This is a genomic window from Pseudonocardia ammonioxydans (genome assembly GCF_900115005.1).
In the GTDB taxonomy this organism is placed as follows: Bacteria; Actinomycetota; Actinomycetes; order Mycobacteriales; family Pseudonocardiaceae; genus Pseudonocardia; species Pseudonocardia ammonioxydans.
Window position 1 is genome coordinate 344,751 of record NZ_FOUY01000002.1, and the last position, 16,943, is coordinate 361,693.

General features: G+C 73.8%; 16 protein-coding genes. 8 read left to right on the forward strand and 8 right to left on the reverse strand.

Annotated elements, in window-relative coordinates:
* Positions 1–47: 47 nt before the first annotated feature.
* Together BM093_RS04125 and BM093_RS04130 are read right to left on the reverse strand one after the other, a co-directional pair.
* Entirely contained in the window at positions 48–911 is an 864-nt protein-coding gene (locus BM093_RS04125; protein ID WP_143105249.1) for an alpha/beta hydrolase, read from the reverse strand.
* A 195-nt stretch (positions 912–1,106) separates the two neighbouring features.
* Positions 1,107–1,502 carry an STAS domain-containing protein gene (locus BM093_RS04130; protein WP_177238247.1) on the reverse strand — a complete coding sequence of 132 codons (396 nt, stop codon included), beginning with the start codon at positions 1,500–1,502 and terminating at the stop codon, positions 1,107–1,109.
* A 672-nt stretch (positions 1,503–2,174) separates the two neighbouring features.
* Here BM093_RS04130 and BM093_RS04135 point away from each other — a divergent pair.
* From BM093_RS04135 to BM093_RS36515, 3 genes are all read left to right on the forward strand, one after another.
* A complete protein-coding gene (locus BM093_RS04135; RefSeq protein WP_177238248.1) occupies positions 2,175–3,260 on the forward strand; it encodes a chemotaxis protein CheB in 1,086 nt (361 codons plus the stop codon).
* Entirely contained in the window at positions 3,257–5,173 is a 1,917-nt protein-coding gene (locus tag BM093_RS04140; protein ID WP_093337312.1) for a CheR family methyltransferase, read from the forward strand. Before BM093_RS04135 ends, BM093_RS04140 begins: the two co-directional genes overlap by 4 nt.
* Before the next feature lie 92 nt (positions 5,174–5,265).
* A complete protein-coding gene (locus BM093_RS36515; RefSeq protein ID WP_218162649.1) occupies positions 5,266–6,051 on the forward strand; it encodes a helix-turn-helix transcriptional regulator in 786 nt (261 codons plus the stop codon).
* A 6-nt stretch (positions 6,052–6,057) separates the two neighbouring features.
* Here BM093_RS36515 and BM093_RS04150 read toward each other — a convergent pair whose 3' ends face one another.
* Entirely contained in the window at positions 6,058–6,798 is a 741-nt protein-coding gene (locus BM093_RS04150; protein ID WP_093337315.1) for a GAF and ANTAR domain-containing protein, read from the reverse strand.
* 172 nt (positions 6,799–6,970) lie between these two features.
* Here BM093_RS04150 and BM093_RS04155 point away from each other — a divergent pair, with 172 nt between their 5' ends.
* Positions 6,971–7,708: an AAA family ATPase gene (locus tag BM093_RS04155; RefSeq protein WP_093337318.1), complete on the forward strand. Its 738-nt coding sequence runs from the start codon at positions 6,971–6,973 to the stop codon at positions 7,706–7,708.
* 18 nt (positions 7,709–7,726) lie between these two features.
* On the opposite strand, the gene BM093_RS04160 is transcribed toward BM093_RS04155, so the two are convergent.
* The 4 genes from BM093_RS04160 to BM093_RS04175 form a co-directional block, all read right to left on the reverse strand.
* Positions 7,727–8,596: an amino acid ABC transporter permease gene (locus BM093_RS04160; protein WP_093337321.1), complete on the reverse strand. Its 870-nt coding sequence runs from the start codon at positions 8,594–8,596 to the stop codon at positions 7,727–7,729.
* 52 nt (positions 8,597–8,648) lie between these two features.
* Positions 8,649–9,296 carry an amino acid ABC transporter permease gene (locus tag BM093_RS04165; RefSeq protein WP_093337324.1) on the reverse strand — a complete coding sequence of 216 codons (648 nt, stop codon included), beginning with the start codon at positions 9,294–9,296 and terminating at the stop codon, positions 8,649–8,651.
* Positions 9,297–9,373: 77 nt separating this feature from the next.
* Positions 9,374–10,258, reverse strand: a complete 885-nt coding sequence (locus BM093_RS04170; protein ID WP_093337327.1) for a glutamate ABC transporter substrate-binding protein — start codon at positions 10,256–10,258, stop codon at positions 9,374–9,376.
* A 58-nt stretch (positions 10,259–10,316) separates the two neighbouring features.
* Entirely contained in the window at positions 10,317–11,045 is a 729-nt protein-coding gene (locus tag BM093_RS04175) for an amino acid ABC transporter ATP-binding protein (protein WP_177238256.1), read from the reverse strand.
* 130 nt (positions 11,046–11,175) lie between these two features.
* On the opposite strand from BM093_RS04175, the gene BM093_RS04180 reads away from it, so the two are divergent.
* Both BM093_RS04180 and BM093_RS04185 read left to right on the forward strand, forming a co-directional pair.
* Positions 11,176–11,859 (forward strand): response regulator transcription factor, encoded by a 684-nt coding sequence (locus BM093_RS04180; RefSeq protein WP_093337333.1) that lies wholly within the window; start codon positions 11,176–11,178, stop codon positions 11,857–11,859.
* Positions 11,860–11,883: 24 nt separating this feature from the next.
* A complete protein-coding gene (locus tag BM093_RS04185) occupies positions 11,884–13,383 on the forward strand; it encodes a sensor histidine kinase (protein WP_093337336.1) in 1,500 nt (499 codons plus the stop codon).
* 464 nt (positions 13,384–13,847) lie between these two features.
* On the opposite strand, the gene BM093_RS04190 is transcribed toward BM093_RS04185, so the two are convergent.
* The gene (locus BM093_RS04190) at positions 13,848–14,816 is read right to left on the reverse strand and encodes a TAXI family TRAP transporter solute-binding subunit (protein ID WP_093337339.1); all 969 of its coding nucleotides are present in this window, start codon (positions 14,814–14,816) and stop codon (positions 13,848–13,850) included.
* Between the two features lie 152 nt (positions 14,817–14,968).
* Here BM093_RS04190 and miaB point away from each other — a divergent pair, with 152 nt between their 5' ends.
* A complete protein-coding gene (gene miaB / locus BM093_RS04195; protein ID WP_093337342.1) occupies positions 14,969–16,474 on the forward strand; it encodes a tRNA (N6-isopentenyl adenosine(37)-C2)-methylthiotransferase MiaB in 1,506 nt (501 codons plus the stop codon).
* Positions 16,471–16,920, forward strand: coding sequence for an Rv2732c family membrane protein (locus BM093_RS04200; RefSeq protein WP_093337345.1), 450 nt, complete (start codon positions 16,471–16,473; stop codon positions 16,918–16,920). Before miaB ends, BM093_RS04200 begins: the two co-directional genes overlap by 4 nt.
* The last annotated feature ends 23 nt before the right edge of the window (positions 16,921–16,943 follow it).

Consider the following 16,943-nt stretch of genomic DNA (forward strand, 5'->3'; position numbering starts at 1 on the left):
ACGGGCGTCCCTCCCTGGCGCGCGCCCCGCACGGCGCGCGCCACGGGTCACGCCGGGGCCGGGAGTGCCGTCACGTCCGCCCCGGGGCGCCCGCCCGGCCCGTCGTCGTGCGCCGCGATCAGGCCGTCGACGACGGCCGAGCGGGCGTGCGGACCGACCAGCAGCCCGACGTGGCTGCCCGGCACCTCGACGTTGCGTACCCGGGTCCGGTGTGCCGCGGAGTCGTGCGTGGCGCAGGCGCGGCACGCCTCGTACGGCACCACCCGGTCCTCGCGGCTGTAGACGCTGGTGAACGGCACCCCGTCCGGGACGGGGGCCCGCAGGTCGGCGCGGAAACGACGGCAGCAGCCACCGGCCAGGCAGGTGACGCGGGCCAGCCCGCCGATCCCGAGCGTCCCCGCCAGCGTGATGGCGGCGGCGGTGAGGAACGTCGGCCAGCGCAGCGCGTACAGGTCGAACGGGGTACCGACCGTGACCAGCGCCCCGGTGAGGTCCGGACGCCGCCGGGCCAGCACCCGGGCGAACTGGCCTCCCCGGCTGTGCCCGACCAGCCGGACCCGGCGGCGGGAGCGGTCGGCCACGTCCTCCAGCACGCCCGCCAGCTCGTCGACGGTCTGCTCGGCGCAGTCCAGGCCGGCCCCGACCGTGACCGGGGTGACCGCGTAGCCACGCTGCCCGAGCCACCGGGTGAGCGGGCGCAGGAACGGGGCGGTGGTGCCCAGCCCGCCGATGAGCAGCACCGGAGCGCCGTCGCCGGGGCCGGCGGGGGTGTGGCCGGCCACGGCGGACCGGGCATCGTCCTCGAGCCGACCGCTGCCGGACCGGTTCTCGGCGGGCCGGCTCTGGTCGAGCACCGCCATCGACACCTCGGCGAAGCGCTCCAGTCCCGCGGTGAGGAGTGAGGCGAACACGAACCGCACCTCCGCTCGGTCAGGGGTGTGCGGAAGCCGGCTACCCGGGAACAGGTGTCCGATGCGCGCCGCGACTGTGCGGAGGACGACAACCGGTGTCAGGGATACCGGCGCGCGAGGCGCGCCGCACGGCCGGGACGGAGCCGGTCGTCGAGGGAGTTTCCGGCCGGGGCACCGCCGGGTGCGCGGGTGGGGTCACGGCGGGGGCCGTTCCGGGACATGCCCGGGCCCGCCCGGTGGCGCGGGACGGGCCTCGTGCACGACCCGCGGGCCCGCGGGGGTGACCTCCACGTCCGGGCCGCCCGGCGGGAGAAAGCGCAGGCTGCGCACGGCCGGCGCGGCGGCGTGCACGACGAGCTGCAGCCGTCCACCGAGCCGGCCGGCGTGCCGGTGTGTCTCGATCAGCACCGCCAGCCCGCAGGCGGCGAGGAACTCGACGAGGTCCAGGTCGACGACGGCGACGTGGCACGGGCTGGCGTCGACGGCGCGGTGCAGGGTCGCGCCGAACTCGGCGCAGGTGCTCAGGTCGATCTCGCCGGCCACGTCGACGACGGCCACGCCCGACGCGTCCTGCGTCAGGGTGACCGCCATGGATCCGGTCGCGGCACGTTCCGGGAGGGACGCAGGAGACACAGAGGACACAGGGGGCACAGGGGACACGGGCGCCGCCGGCTCGCCGGCGACGGGTGTCGGAGAACTGTTCATGGTCAGTCCGGTACGGACGGGCCGCGCCGGGGCGCAGCTGGGGGAAGGGGCCCGGGTCCGCTGGTTGGAACCTGCCTCGCAGGGGTGCGTGGGGAACGACTCCGCTCGGCCGCACGACCCTGTCGAGAATAGCCGCCGGGGTTCGGCGTTGTCCACGGAACGTCATCGAGCGGCCACCGGCGCGGGACCGGTGCAGACCCCCGGGGAGCGCGGTGCGCACGTGTCGGGGCGGCAGCGCCGGGCGGGGCCGCCGCCGGGAACGGCCACCGTGGCGGGGACGCCGCGATCCCCGCACGACGACGCCGGAGCAGCGTGCCGGGCGACGGTGTGCGGGGGTCCGTCCGGCGCAGCGCCGGGACCGTCGACCACGTCGTCCCGCTGGGGCAGGGACGCTCGTGACCACCCGACCGGTGGTGTAGAAGAATGCGTTTCGCGGTACCGGGGAGCAGGCGCGGCCGTCACGCTGCGCGGCCGGGACCGGGTACGCCGCGGGCGCGCGGCGATGAGTGTCGTGGCCGGATCGAGCGCGATCCGGCCGGGAAGTGGTCGAGGTGCGGTGTGGTCGAGGACGCGCGACGTGACCCGGACGGGGCGTCCGGGGGACCCGGCGTCGGCGCGCCCACGCTGCGCCGGGCGGTCGGGATCGGCGCCTCCGCGGGCGGCGTCGAGGCGCTGCTGGAGCTGGTGGGGTCGCTGGACCCCGGGCTGCCCGCCCCGGTGCTGGTGACGGTGCACCAGCCTGCGGACGCCTCGACCGTGCTGCCGCAGCTGCTGGCCCGCCGGGGACCGCTGCCCGCCGCCCACGCCCGGGACGGCGAGACGCTACAGCCGGGCCGCATCTACGTGGCCCCGCCCGATCACCACCTCCTGGTCGACAAGGAGGGCACGGCGGTACTCAGCCGCGGCCCGAAGGAGAACGGCCACCGGCCCGCGGTCGACCCGCTCCTGCGGTCGCTGGCGCTGCACGTCGGCGCGGGTGCGGTCGGCATCGTGCTCAGCGGGGCCCTCGACGACGGAGCCTCCGGGATGCTCGAGGTGGTGCGGCACGGAGGAACGGGACTGGTCCAGGACCCCGAGCAGGCGCTCTACCCGAGCATGCCGCGCGCCGCGCTCGACCAGGTGCCGGGCGCCCTGGTCGAACCCGCCGGCCTGCTCGGCGCCGCCCTGTCGCGGGTGCTCGGCCGCGACCTGCCGGGTACCGCCACCGGGCGCGGCTCGTCGCGCCTGCTGTGGGAGGTCGCGGTGGCACGAATGGAGGCGCCGGAGATGACCGACATCGACCCGCCCGGCACGGCGGCCGGGCTCGCCTGTCCGGACTGCGCCGGACCGCTGTTCGAGCTGCACGACGGCGGGGCCGTGCGGTACCGGTGCCGGGTCGGGCACGCCTGGTCCCAGCACGCCCTCGGTTCGGAGCAGGACCACTCGGTGGAGACCGCGCTCTACATGGCCCTGCGCGCGCTGGAGGACAAGGCCGCCCTGCAGCGGCGGATCGCGGCGACGGCGGCCAAGCAGGGCGCGGACCGGGTGGTGGCCCGCGCCCGGGATGCCGCAGACGAGGCGGTCCGATCGGCCGGGGTGCTGCGCCGGCTGCTGGCCGGTACCCCCGGCACGTACGACGACCCGCACGGGAAGGGACCTGCATGAGCGAGCTCGTCGACGAGGGGCCGGATCCGGAGTTCGAGCAGCTCCTGGAGTTCCTGAAGGAGACGCGCGGGTTCGACTTCACCGGCTACAAGCGGTCGAGCCTGCGCCGGCGGATCGCGCGCCGCATGCAGCAGCTCTCCTTCACCGGGATCGACGAGTACCTCGACCGGCTGCAGGTGGACCAGGAGGAGTTCACCCGGCTGTTCAACACGGTCCTGATCAACGTCACCGGGTTCTTCCGGGACCACGACTCGTGGGTGCACCTGCAGCACGAAGTGCTGCCGAGGTTGCTGTCGGCCCTGCGCCCGGGCGAGCCGGTACGGGTGTGGTCGGCCGGGTGCGCCAGCGGGGAGGAGGCCTACGGGCTCGCGATCCTGCTGGCCGAGGCGCTCGGGCCCGAGCAGTTCCGCGAGCGCGTCAAGATCTACGGGACCGACGTCGACGAGGACGCGCTGGCCACGGCCCGTCAGGCCGCCTACACCGACAAGGAACTCGAACCCGTCCCGGCCGAGTGGCGGGAACGCTACTTCGACCGCAACGGCCAGCGGTTCGTGTTCCGCCCGGACCTGCGCCGCTCGGTCATCTTCGGCCGCAACGACCTCGTGCAGGACGCCCCGATCAGCCGGCTCGACCTGCTCGTCTGCCGCAACACGCTGATGTATCTGAACGCCCAGACCCAGGCCCAGGTGCTCGCCCGGTTCCACTTCGCGCTCAAGCCCGGCGGCGCCCTGTTCCTGGGCAAGGCCGAGATGCTGCTCAGCCATGCCCGGCTGTTCGTCCCGACGGATCTCAAGCGGCGGTTCTTCCGCAAGGCCGACACGGTGGGCGCAGCGCCCACGGTGATCGAGCCGGTGTACTCCACCAGTGCCGCGGCCACCCCGCGGATCGAGGACGAGGCGCTGATGTCCAGCCCGGTGGCAGCGCTCGCCGTCGTGCCGGACGGGGTCCTGGGCCTGGCCAACCGCCGCGCGGAGACCCAGCTCGGGGTGTCCGCCCGCGACGTCGGCCGGCACGTCGGCGAGCTCGAGCTGTTCGCCGGTCTGCCCGAACTGGCCTCCGCGGTGGACCAGGTCCAGCAGCAGCGCGGCTCCGTGGCGCTGCACGAGGTCGAGTGGACCCACAACAACGAGACGCTGCACTTCGACATCCAGCTCGTGCCGCTCCCGGCCGGCCCGCGCGGCGTCGCCTCGGTCGCGGTGTTCTTCACCGACGTCAGCCGGTACCGCCAGCTCGCCTCCGAGCTCGAGCACGCCCACCGCCAGGTGGAGTCCGCCTACGAGCAGCTGCAGTCGACGGTCGAGGAACTGGAGACCACCAACGAGGAGCTGCAGTCGACGGTCGAGGAGCTCGAGACCACCAACGAGGAGCTGCAGTCGACCAACGAGGAGCTCGAGACGATGAACGAGGAGCTGCAGTCGACCAACGACGAGCTCCAGTCGATCAACGACGAGCTGCGGGACCGCACCTCCGAGCTCGACGACACCAACGACTTCCTCCAGGCCGTGCTGGAGAGCCTGCGCTCCGGCGTGGTGGTGGTCGACTCGGAGCTGATGGTGCAGGCGTGGAACCACCGGGCCGCCGACCTGTGGGGGCTGCGGTCCGACGAGGCGGTCGGCCGGCACCTGCTCAACCTCGACATCGGGCTGCCGACCGACCGGATCCGGCCGATCGTGCGCAACGCCCTCACCGACGGCCGTTCCGGCACCGACGGGGAGGACCGGGCCCTGTCCCGGACCGACGACCAGACCGACTCCCCTGCTCCCGCCGAGCGGGTCGCCCTGACCGTGGAGGCGATCAACCGCCGCGGCCGCACCGTCCGGATCGCGATCACGGTGGACCCGCTGCGCTACCGCGACCGGGACCGCAGCGGGGCCATCATCATCATGGACCAGCTCGACGACCTCGCCCCGTGAGCCGCAGCGACCGACGCCGGACACCCGCGCATCCGGGGCCCGACGGTGACGGACCCGGTGCGCCGGGACCGCAGCCTGCCTATGCTGGCGCCGTGGCCGACATCGATGCACCCGCCGACGTGGCGGCGTTCCTCGAATCGGTGGCCGCCCTGCTCGACGACGAGGTGCCCCACGACGCGCGTCCTGCGGACCAGGCGGCCGGGGCCGCCGAGGACCGGGCGGTCACGCGGGCCCGGGCCCGGCAGGCGCGCAGCCGCGCCGCCGCCCTGGGGGAGCGGGTCGAGGGTCTGTGGCACCGCCACGAGGAGCTGCGCGACGCCACCGCCCACGCGGCACCCGCCCGGGCCTCAGCGACCCAGCAGCAGGCCACCGGCATGCTGATGGTGGTGTTCGGGCTGACCGCGAGCCAGGCCGGGCAGCTGCTGGCGATGCTGGGCTGGCGGCAGGACAGCTCCCCGGACGAGCTTGCCCGGCGGATGGTCGCCGCCTGCGAGCGCGGTGCGGACCCCGTGGCGATGCTGCGCGGCGGCGGCGAGGACGGCCGGGGCCGGGCGCCGCTCGTCGTGCGGCGGGCGATGGCCTTCATCGAGCAGAATGCCGGCCGTGACATCGGCATCGACGACATCGGTGCCGCGGCCGGGGTGGGGAAGCGCGGTCTCCAGCACGCGTTCCGCCGCTACTGCGGGGTCAGCCCGATCCGCTACCTGCGCCAGGTCCGGATGGCGAACGCCCACCGCGACCTCGTCTCCGCGGACCCGTCGCGCGGGGACACCGTCGCCGCGATCGCCGACGCCTGGCAGTTCACCCATCACGGCCGCTTCGCCCTGGACTACCGGACCGCCTACGGCGTCACCCCCGGGCAGACCCTCCGCGGCTGACCGCCGTCAGCGCTGTGACCGGGACCGGCGCACCGGTCCGGCCGTGACCTCCCGCGCGACGTCGTGCAGCTTCGTGTTGGTGTGCTGGGAGTAGCGCACGAGCAGGTTGAACGCCTGGTGGTCGTCGAGACCGAAGCGTTCCATCACGATGCCCTTGGCCTGGCCGATCACGTCCCGGGTGGTGAGCGCCTGTTCCAGGTCGGCGACGGCGGTCGCGCCGTAGACCAGCACCGCGGCCTGGGTGGCGAACGCCCCGGCGATGGCCTGGGCGGTCTCGTCGAACGCGTCGGGCACGGTGCTGTAGAGGTTCAGCGCCCCGGATGGGGCCTCGTACGGCGCCATGGCGAACGACAGCAGGCTGCGGACGCCCCGCTCGACGGCCGCCGGGCCGAACCGCGGCCAGCGTTGCTCGGACGGTAGGGCGAAGTCGGGGACCCGGAGCCGGCTGGAGGTTCCGGGCGTGAGCGTCGTCACACAGGGGCCCTCCGCCCACTCGGCCTGCAACCGGTCGAGATCGGCGATCAGGGGGTCGCTCGGTGCCCGCGACTGCAGTCCGTCGCCGTCACGCATGGTCAGCCCGGCGTAGGTGGCGCCGGGCACACTGGCGACCGCGGCGACGGTGAGCTGTTCCAGGAGCTGCTCGCTGCGGGGACCGGGCCGGCGCGGGCCGCGGTCGGTGATCCGCTCGGCGATCTGTGCCAGCACGGCGGGCATGGAGTCCGACGAGCCGACCGGCACGGTGTCCATGTCGCCCTCCTCCGGACGGCGTCCTCGGCGGACGAGGACGCTGGTCGTCTGCGCGGCCCGGTACGGAGCCGCTCCGTCCGAGAGTATCCGTTCCACGCACGAGCCATCCGTCCGGCGAGAGATCGACATCGTGTGTCCGGACGCGGTCACGACCCGGCTACCGTGCTGGGCGATGCCGAGCAGTTCCGCCGCCGGGCACTTCCTCGCCCGCACGAGCCTGGCGCCGGACGCACCGGACGCCGGCTACCCGTTCGACCTGCCGGTGGTGCGGTGGTTGCGCGAGCACGGCGGCCTGGTCCTGCGCCCGGGCGTGACGTTCCTGGTGGGGGAGAACGGCTCCGGCAAGTCGACCCTGGTGGAGGCGCTCGCCGTCGCGCTCGGGCTCAACCCGGAGGGCGGCTCGCGCTCGTTCCGGTTCGCCACCCGCTCCAGCGAGTCCGACCTCGGCACCCACCTGCGGGTCGCGCGCCGGCCCGGACGGGAGCGCATCAGCTTCTTCCTGCGGGCCGAGTCGTACTACAACGTCGCCACCGAGGTGGAGAACATCGGCCACGGGTTGCCCGCGGCCTTCGGCGGGTCACCGCACGAGCGGTCGCACGGCGAGTCGTTCCTCGCGCTGCTCAACCACCGCTTCGGCCCGCGCGGGCTCTACCTGCTCGACGAACCCGAGGCCGCGCTCTCGCCGACCGGCGCGATGGCGGTGCTGGGCCGGATGGCCGACCTGACCGCGCAGGGCTGCCAGTTCGTCGTCGCCACCCACTCGCCGATCCTGCTGGCGCTGCCCGGCGCGACCATCCTGGAGATCGGCGACGACGGCGCCGTGCGGCGGACCGCCTACGACGACGCCGCCCCCGTCGTCCTCACCCGGGGTTTCCTCGCAGACCCGGACGCGTTCCTGCGCCACCTCTGACCGTCCCTACGGGGAGGGTCAGACGCCGCCGTGGCCGGCCTGCGGGGCGACCAGGTCGGGGTCGGCGGGCTTGGCCTTGCGCGGGCCGTGCGCGAGCCGCTTCTCCACCAGCCGCGAGATCCCGGTCAGGATCAGGCAGAGCCCGATGTAGATGACCGCGACGACCAGCGCGACCGGCAGGATCGGCGCCCCGAGCTGGTTCTGGCTGCCCAGGAAGCGCGCCTGGTAGAGCAGCTCCGGGTAGAGGATGATGAACCCGAGCGCGGTGTCCTTGAGGACCACCACCAGCTGCGACAGGATCGTCGGCAGCATCGAGCGGACCGCCTGCGGGAGCAGCACGCTGGTCATCACCTGGCCCTTGCGCAGGCCCAGCGCGTACGCGGCCTCGCTCTGGCCACGCGGCACCGCGTTCACCCCGGCCCGGAAGACCTCGGCGAGCACCGAGCCGTTGTAGAGCATCAGGCCGAGCACGACGGCCCAGAAGGCATCGATCGTGATGCCCAGCCCGCGGTCGAGGCCGTAGAACAGGATGAAGATCAGGATCAGCAGCGGGACGGCGCGGAAGAGCTCGACCACCGCCGTCGCGGGAACGCTGATCCAGCGGTGGTCGGAGAGCCTGCCCGCGGCGAACACGGCACCGAACACCAGCGACAGCACCGCGGCGACCAGGAACGCGCTGACCGTCGCCCACAGCGCGTTCAGCAGCAGGTACTGGATGTTGATGTAGGTGATCCACTCCCACAGCCGCGGGGAGAACTGCCCGGCGTCGTAGAAGCGGTAGACCACGAAGACCAGCACCGCGACGATCGCCGCGACGCCGATGGCGCCGACGGTGCGGTTGCGGGCCCGGGCCGCGGGGCCGGGGATGTCGTAGAGGACGGAACTCATGACGCCTCCGCGGGCAGACGTACGTCGGGTCGGTGCGTGTCGCCTCCGCGGCTCATCGGGCCGCGCTCCAGCGCTGGTCGAGCCGCCGCTGCAGGATCGTCAGCGGGACCACGAGGATGATGAAGAACAGCGCGACCCACAGCAGGCCCACGAACACGTTGTAGCCGCGCTCGGAGAGGTTGGCGTAGATGCCGCCCGCCTCGACCACGGCGAAACCGGCCGCGATCGTGGTGTTCTTCAACAGGGCGATCTGCACGTTCGTCAACGGTGGGACCACGGCCCGGACCGCCTGGGGCAGCACGACCTGGCCCAGGGTCTGGGTGAAGCTGAAGCCCAGCGCCCGGGAGGCCTCGGCCTGCCCGACCGGGACGGTGTTGATCCCCGAGCGGACGACCTCGCAGACGAACGCCGCGGTGTAGAGGGTCAGGCCGATGCAGGCCAGGGTGTAGAACGACAGCTCCACCAGTTCGAGACGCGGGTAGGCGAAGGCGAAGAAGAACAGCACCAGCGTGAGCGGGGTGTTCCGCAGGACCGTCACGTACAGCGTCCCGACGCCACGCAGCACCGGGACCGGGCTGACCCGCATGCCGGCGATGATGGTGCCGAGGATCAGCGACCCGATCGCGGAGACCACGAACAGGGCGAGGGTGCCGCCGAAACCCCTGAGGTACAGGTCGAGGTTGTCCAGCAGGACGTTCACCGCGACGCTCTCCTTCCGCGCTCGGGCACGGTGTGGCCCGCGGTGACGGGCTCACCGCGGGCCACACCGTGGGGTGGTCAGTAGCGCTCGACCTGCGGCGGGTCGGCCGGGGTACCGGACTTGCCCAGCGTGCCGTCGTAGATCGTCTTCCAGGTGCCGTCGTCGGCCGCGGCCTGCAGCAGATCGTTGATCTTGTTGCGGAAGGCGGCGTCGTCCCGCGGGACACCGACGCCGTAGGGCTCCTCGGAGAACGTCTCGCCGGTGACCTTCAGCTGCTCCGGGTTCTGCGAGGCGTAGCCGAGCAGGATCGCGTCGTCGGTGGTGACGGCGTCGACCTGGCCGTTGATCAGCTGGTCCACGCACTGGGTGTAGGTCTGGAACTCGACGATCTGGTCGGTCAGGTTCTGCTCCCGGACCCGCTGGATCGGGGTGGACCCGGTGGCCGAGCAGACCGTCTTGCCCTGCAGCGTCTGCGGGCCGGTGATCTCGTTGTCGTCGGCCCGCACCAGCAGGCCCTGACCGGCGATGTAGTACGGGCCGGCGAACCCGACGCGCTCCTTGCGCTTGTCGTTGATGGTGTAGGTGCCGACGTAGTAGTCGACCTCGCCGCGCTCGATGGCGTCCTCCCGGGCGGCGGACGGCACGACCTTGTAGTCGATCTGGTCCGGGGAGAACCCGAGGCCACCGGCGATCATCTTCGCGATGTCGATGTCGAAGCCGGAGAACTGGCCGGTGGTGGCGTCGCGGAAGCCCATGCCCGGCTGGTCGTCCTTCACGCCCACGATCAGGCGGCCGCGCTGCTGGATCTTGTCGAAGGTCGGGGAGCCCTCGACCGTGACGTTCTCGGCGACGGCCGGCTCGTAGCCGGAGCCCTGCGCTCCGGGGGAGCCCTGCTGGCCGCAGCCGGCCAGCGCGAGGGCGCCGGCCAGCACGGCCGCCACCAGCATCCGGGTTCTCTTCATGCGTCGATCTCCACTCGTGAGGGAAAGGGGTGGCGCCGGTCGGGTGCAGCTCAGTTGCTCAGTGCGAGAGGATCTTCCCCAGGAAGTCCTTCGCGCGGTCGCTGCGCGGGCGGGTGAAGAAGTCGTCCGGTGTGGAGTCCTCGACGATCTCGCCGTCGCTCATGAACACCACGCGGTGCGCGGCCTTGCGGGCGAAACCCATCTCGTGGGTCACGACCAGCATCGTCATGCCCTCCTTCGCCAGCGAGGTCATCGTGTCCAGCACCTCGTTGACCATCTCCGGGTCCAGCGCGGAGGTGGGCTCGTCGAAGAGCATCACCTTCGGCGTCATCGCCAGCGAGCGCGCGATCGCGGCCCGCTGCTGCTGGCCGCCGGAGAGCTGGGCCGGATACTTGTCCCGCTGGTTCGCGATGCCCACGCGCTCGAGCAGCCCCAGCGCGGACTTCTCCGCATCGGCCTTCGACAGCCCGCGCACCTTGATCGGGGCGAGCGTGACGTTCTCGAGGATCGTCTTGTGCGCGAACAGGTTGAACGACTGGAACACCATGCCGACGTCGGCGCGCAACGCGGCCAGCGCCTTGCCCTCCGCCGCCAGCGCGCAGCCGTCGACCTCGATCGTGCCGGTGTCGATCGGCTCCAGCCGGTTGATCGTCCGGCACAGTGTGGACTTGCCGGAGCCGGAGGGGCCGAGCACGACGACGACCTCGCCGCGGGCGACCTCCAGGTCGATGTCGCGGAGCACGTGGAGATCGCCGAAGTGCTTCTGCACCCCGGCCATCCGGACCATGGGGGTGGATGCCGATGCGCTGGTCATGCTGCCTCCGGACATGGCGAGAGCCTGGACGGATCCGAGGGGTGAGTCCACCACCTTGAGGAAGCCTTAGGGTCTCGGCCACGTAACGGAAGGGACGGTCGGTGTGCACATCCTGCTGATCGAGGACGATGACAGGGTGGCGGCGGCGCTGCGGCCGGCGCTGCACCGGCACGGCATGACCACGACCCGGCTCGACCACGGGCGCGGCGTGACCGACCACCTCGACGGGGTCGACGTCGTGCTCCTGGACCTGGGCCTGCCCGACACCGACGGTCTCGACGTCTGCCGGGAGATCCGCGCGGTCAGCGAGGTCCCGGTGCTCATGGTGACCGCCCGGGGCGAGATCACCGACCGGATCGAGGGCCTGCACACCGGGGCCGACGACTACCTGGTCAAGCCCTACGACATCGGCGAGCTGGTCGCCCGGGTGCACGCCGTGCAGCGCCGCCGCAAGGTCGGCACGGACGGGGTCGCGGCGCCGGCCGGGAGCGGCCCGGTCACGGTGGGGGACGTCCGCGTCGACCCCGACCGGCACGCGGTGACCGTGGCGGACACCGAGGTCGTCCTCACCCGCAAGGAGTTCCAGGTCCTCGCGCTGCTCGCCCGGGCCGACGGTGCGGTCTGCACCCGCGCGCAGATCGTCGCCGAGGTGTGGGGCCGCGGCTGGGCCGGGGCGAACCGGACGCTCGACGTGCACGTGGCGACGTTGCGCACCAAACTCGGCCGGCCCGAGCTGATCCGGACCGTCCGCGGCGTCGGCTACCGGTTCGCCGCCACCGAGGACTGACGCGGCCGGCGGGGGAACGACGGAATGCGGAGCCGGTTGCTGCTGGTCTTCCTGGTGCTCGTCGGCCTGCTCGCCGCCGGGCTCGGGGTGCCGCTGGCGCTCACGCACGCCCAGCGCAGCCAGGAGGAGGTCTTCACCGACCGGCTGACCGACACGATCTCGTTCGCGTCCGGGGCGCAGCGCCTGCTGATCGAGTCGCCGGACGGGCACTCCGCGTCGACCGCGTTCGTCGCGGAGATCGCGCGCTACGACGAGGTGTACGACGTCGCCGTGGCCGTGTTCGACCGCACCGGCGGGCTGCTGGTCGCGTCCCGGCCGCCGGAACGCCTGCCCGGTCTCGAGGGCGAACCGGCCGACCGGTTGCGCGTCGCGCTGGCCGGGCGCCGGTCGGAGACCCACCCGCTGCTCATGCCGTGGGACGACCGGCCGATCGTGCTCGCCGAACCCGTGCTGGTCGACGGCGAGGTGGTCGGCGCGACGATGACCGTCTCACCCACCGACGCGCTGCGGTCCGCGGAGCTGCGTGCCTGGTCGGTGATCGCCGGCGTGGCGCTGCTGGCACTGCTCGCCGGGGCCCTGGTCGCGCTGCCGCTGACGGTGTGGATCCTGCGTCCGGTGCGCCGGCTCGACGCGGCGATGGGGCGGGTCGGGACCGCGGTGGTGGCCGGGGGGCCGCCCGGCCCGCCGATGCGCCGGACCGGCCCGCCGGAGCTGCGCCTGCTCGCGGGCTCGTTCGACCGGATGACCGAGACCGTGCGCGGGGCGCTCGACGCGCAGCGGGCCTTCGTCGCCGACGCCTCGCACCAGCTGCGCAACCCGCTCACCGCGCTCCGGCTGCGCCTGTCCAACCTGGACGGGCACGTGGATCCGGCCGCGGCCGAGGAGCACGCCGCGGCGCTGGAGGAGTCCGAGCGGCTGTCCCGGGTGCTCGACGGCCTGCTCGCGCTCGCCCGTGCCGAGCGCGCCGCCGACACCGCGTCCGGCGAGACCGTCACCGGGCTCGACGACGTCGTCGAGGACCGGCTCGAGAACTGGCGGCCGCTGGCCGAGCACATCGGGGTCGAGCTGCGGCGCAGCGGGCCCCGCGGGCTGCGCGCCCGGATCGACCCGGCCGGGCTGGAGACCGTGCTCGACGCGGTGCTGGACAACGCGCTGAAGTACACGCCCGAGGGCGGGCGGGTCCGGATCGCGACGCTGCGGGTCGCCGACCGGGTCGGCGTCAGCGTCGTCGACGGGGGCCCCGGGATGACCGTCGAGGAACGCGCCCGGGCCACCGACCGGTTCTGGCGGGCACCGGGGCAGTCCAACGTGGAGGGCAGCGGACTGGGTCTGGCGATCGCCTCGCGCACCGCCGCGGCCGCGGGCGGGAGGCTGGCGCTGGACCCCGCGCCCGGGGGCGGACTGCGCGTCACACTCTGGCTCGAGCCGGCCCCACCCGCGCCCGCCGCCCCATCCCCGCCCTCGTCCCCGCCCTCGTCTCCGTCCCCGTCCCACGCGCCCCCAGGGGCACCCTCGGGGCCCTGAGCGCTACGGGGGTGCCCCTCGCGGCGCGGCGGCGCGGGGCGCGGCGCGCGCGGCGTCAGGCGCTGGGCAACGTCGAGGCCCCGCTCGGGCCCGGTGCCGGGCCCGATGCCCCGAGGGGCACCTTGGGGGCCCCGAGCGCTACGGGGGTGCCCTTGGGGCGCGGAGGTGTGGGGGCCGGACTCGATGGGCGCCGGCCGGGCCCCGCTCCCCGAGGGGCACCCTGGGGGCGTCGAGCGCTACGGGGGTGCCCCTGGGGGCGCGGAGGTGCGGGGCGCCGGGCTCGATGAGCGCCGGCCGGGCCCCGCTCCCGTGCTCCGGGGGGCACCCTGGGGGCGCTGAGCGCTACGAGGGTGCCCCTCGGGGCGTGGCGCGCCGGAGCACCGGCCGGCGCGGACCGGGCGCGCGTCGGGCGGTCGGCGGGCGGGAGGCGCCGGGCGTGCCGTCATGGGCACGGAGTGTGGTGGTCAGTAGCCCTTCGTCGACCGGTAGAACTCGACCGCACCCGGGTGCAGCGGAACCGGCTGCGTCCCGATCGCCGAGCGCGAGTCGATCGTCACCGCGGCCGGGCTGGCCTGGGCCAGCCGGGGCTGCTCGGCGAAGGCGGCGTCGATCAGGGCGCGTGCGGTGGCCCCGTCCAACCCGGCAGACACCAGCAGCACGTTGCGCACCGACAGGCACGACACCGGGCCGGGCAGGCCGTAGGTGTTCGCCGGGACGGTGCCGACGGAGTAGACGGGGAAGCGCTCGCGCATCCGGTCCAGGACCGCGCCGAGGTCCAGCAGCCGGATCGGGAGCTCCGCGGCCAGGTCGCGGATCCCGCCGGTCGGCACACCACCGGACCAGAAGAACGCGTCGATCGCGTCGGTGCGCAGCGCCTCGATCGCCTCCGGGAGCCCGAGCTCGGCCCGTTGGCCCAGACCCTCGGCGCCGAGCCCGGCGACCTGGAGCAGCCGCAGGGCGATCGGCTGGTACCCGCTCCCCGCGGGGCCGATCGAGACCCGCGCCCCGCGCAGGTCGTCGAGCGTGCGGAACCGTGAGTCCCGGCGGACCACGATGTGGGTGATGTCGTCGTACAACCGGGCCAGCGCCATCGGCTCCGCATCCCCGGTGACACCGGCGGCGAGGTCGGCGGCCACGTCGACCTGGCTGATCGTCACGGTCGCCGCGCCGGTGAGCAGCAGCTGCATGTTCTGGGTGCTCCCGGCGGTGGTCAGGACCTCGGGCGGATCCGGCAGCCTCAACCACTCCTCCCAGATCCCGGCGAGGGCGCGGGCCAGGGAGATGTAGACGCCGGGCTGCACCCCACCGGCGATCACCAGCCGGGGTGGCGGGGCCGCGCCGGTGCAGCCCGCGGCCCCCAGCACGACGCCGGCCGCGAGACCGGCGCGCAGCACGGCGCGCCGCGAGAGCGCCGACCCGGGCACGGTCCCCATCCGGCCATCCTCCCCGGCCGGGTGCCCGATGTCCCGAGGGGCACCCCGGTGGCGCCCGGCGCCCCGAGGGTGCCCCCGGGAGCACGGGGGGCGGGCGCCGGGCACACCGCCCCGCACGGCAGGTCGGAGCCGGTGACGCCTACCCTCGGGGTGTGAGCCGCAGCTACACCGTGCGCACCTACGGGTGCCAGATGAACGTGCACGACACGGAGCGGATGGCGGGTCTGCTGGAGGAGGCCGGCTACGCCCGTGCCGAGGACCCGGACACCGCCGACGTCGTCGTGTTCAACACCTGTGCGGTGCGCGAGAACGCGGACAACAAGCTCTACGGCAACCTCGGTCATCTCCGGCCGCGCAAGCAGGCGAACCCGGACATGCAGATCGCCGTCGGCGGATGCCTCGCCCAGAAGGACCGCGACACGATCACCCGGAAGGCCCCGTGGGTCGACGTCGTGTTCGGAACGCACAACGTGCACGCCCTGCCGACCCTGCTCGAACGTGCCCGGCACAACGAGAATGCGCAGGTCGAGATCGCCGAGGCGCTCGAGGTGTTCCCCTCGACGCTGCCGGCGCGCCGCGAGTCCGCCTACGCGGGCTGGGTGTCGATCTCGGTGGGGTGCAACAACACCTGCACGTTCTGCATCGTCCCGTCGCTGCGCGGCAAGGAGCGCGACCGGCGCCCCGGCGACGTGCTCGCCGAGGTCGAGGCCCTGGCCGCGGACGGCGTGTCCGAGGTGACCCTGCTCGGGCAGAACGTCAACGCCTACGGCTCGGACTTCAGCGAGGGCGCAGGTGACCGGTCCGCCTTCTCGAAGCTGCTGCGGGCCTGCGGCGACGTGCCGGGCCTGGAGCGCGTCCGCTTCACCTCCCCGCACCCGCGCGACTTCACCTCCGACGTGATCGCCGCGATGGCCGAGACGCCGAACGTCTGCCCGCAGCTGCACATGCCGCTGCAGTCCGGCTCCGACGACGTCCTGCGCCGGATGCGTCGCTCCTACCGCTCCGAGCGCTTCCTGCGGATCCTCGCCGACGTGCGTGCCTCGATCCCGCACGCGGCGATCTCGACCGACATCATCGTCGGGTTCCCGGGGGAGACCGAGCAGGACTTCCAGGCGACGCTGGAGGTGGTGCGGCAGGCCCGGTTCGCCCAGGCGTTCACCTTCCAGTACTCGTCGCGCCCGGGCACCCCGGCCGCCGAGATGGACGGGCAGCTGCCCAAGCACGTCGTCCAGGAACGCTATGAGCGTCTCGTCGCGCTGCAGGAGGAGATCTCCTGGGCGGAGAACCGCGCGCAGGAGGGCCGGGAGGTCGAGCTGCTGGTCTCCACCGGCGAGGGCCGCAAGGACGACGCCACCCGGCGGCTCACCGGCCGGGCGCGGGACGGCCGGCTGGTGCACTTCGCCCCCGGGGAGACGAGCGGGATCCGCCCGGGCGACCTGGTGACGGTCGTCGTGGACCGGGGCGCCCCGCACCACCTGATCGCCGACGGCGGGGTCCTGACCCACCGTCGTACCCGGGCCGGGGACATGGCGGAGGCGGGCGAGCGTCCCAGCGGGGCGCCCACCACCCTCGGCCTGCCCGCGTTCGGGCAGCCGGCCGCGCAGCCCGAGCCGGTCTCGCCGTGCGCGGTCCCCGTCACGTCCGGAGGTGCCCGATGAGTGGAGACGTCTCGCCGGAGACCCGGGCCGAGATCGACAGCGCCGGCCGGGCCGCGCTGCGCCGGATCGACCCCGGTGGCCGCCGCGCCATGGTGATCGCGGTCGGGGTGCTGGCCGCCGTCGTCGGGCTGCTGCTGCCGTGGGTGGCGGGCAGCCCGGGCTGGGAGGTCCTGGCCACCGGGGCGGCCGGGCCGATGCCGTCGCTGTTCGCGATCACGCTCAGCACGTTCGGCATCGTCGTCCCGACGGCGGCGCTGCTGACCCGGCTGTGGGTGCTGGCCTGGCTGGCCGCGTTCGGCTCCGGCATCTCCTCGGTCACCGGCATGTGGGCGGTCTGGTCCCAGCAGACCGGGGGCAACGGCCCCGGGTTCGGGCTGGTGCTGGCGCTGGCGACCATGGTGGTGCTGACGTTCGTGTGGGCCGGGACGGCCCTGCAGCGCGACTAGGAGTGGCTGCTGGCAGGGCGCCC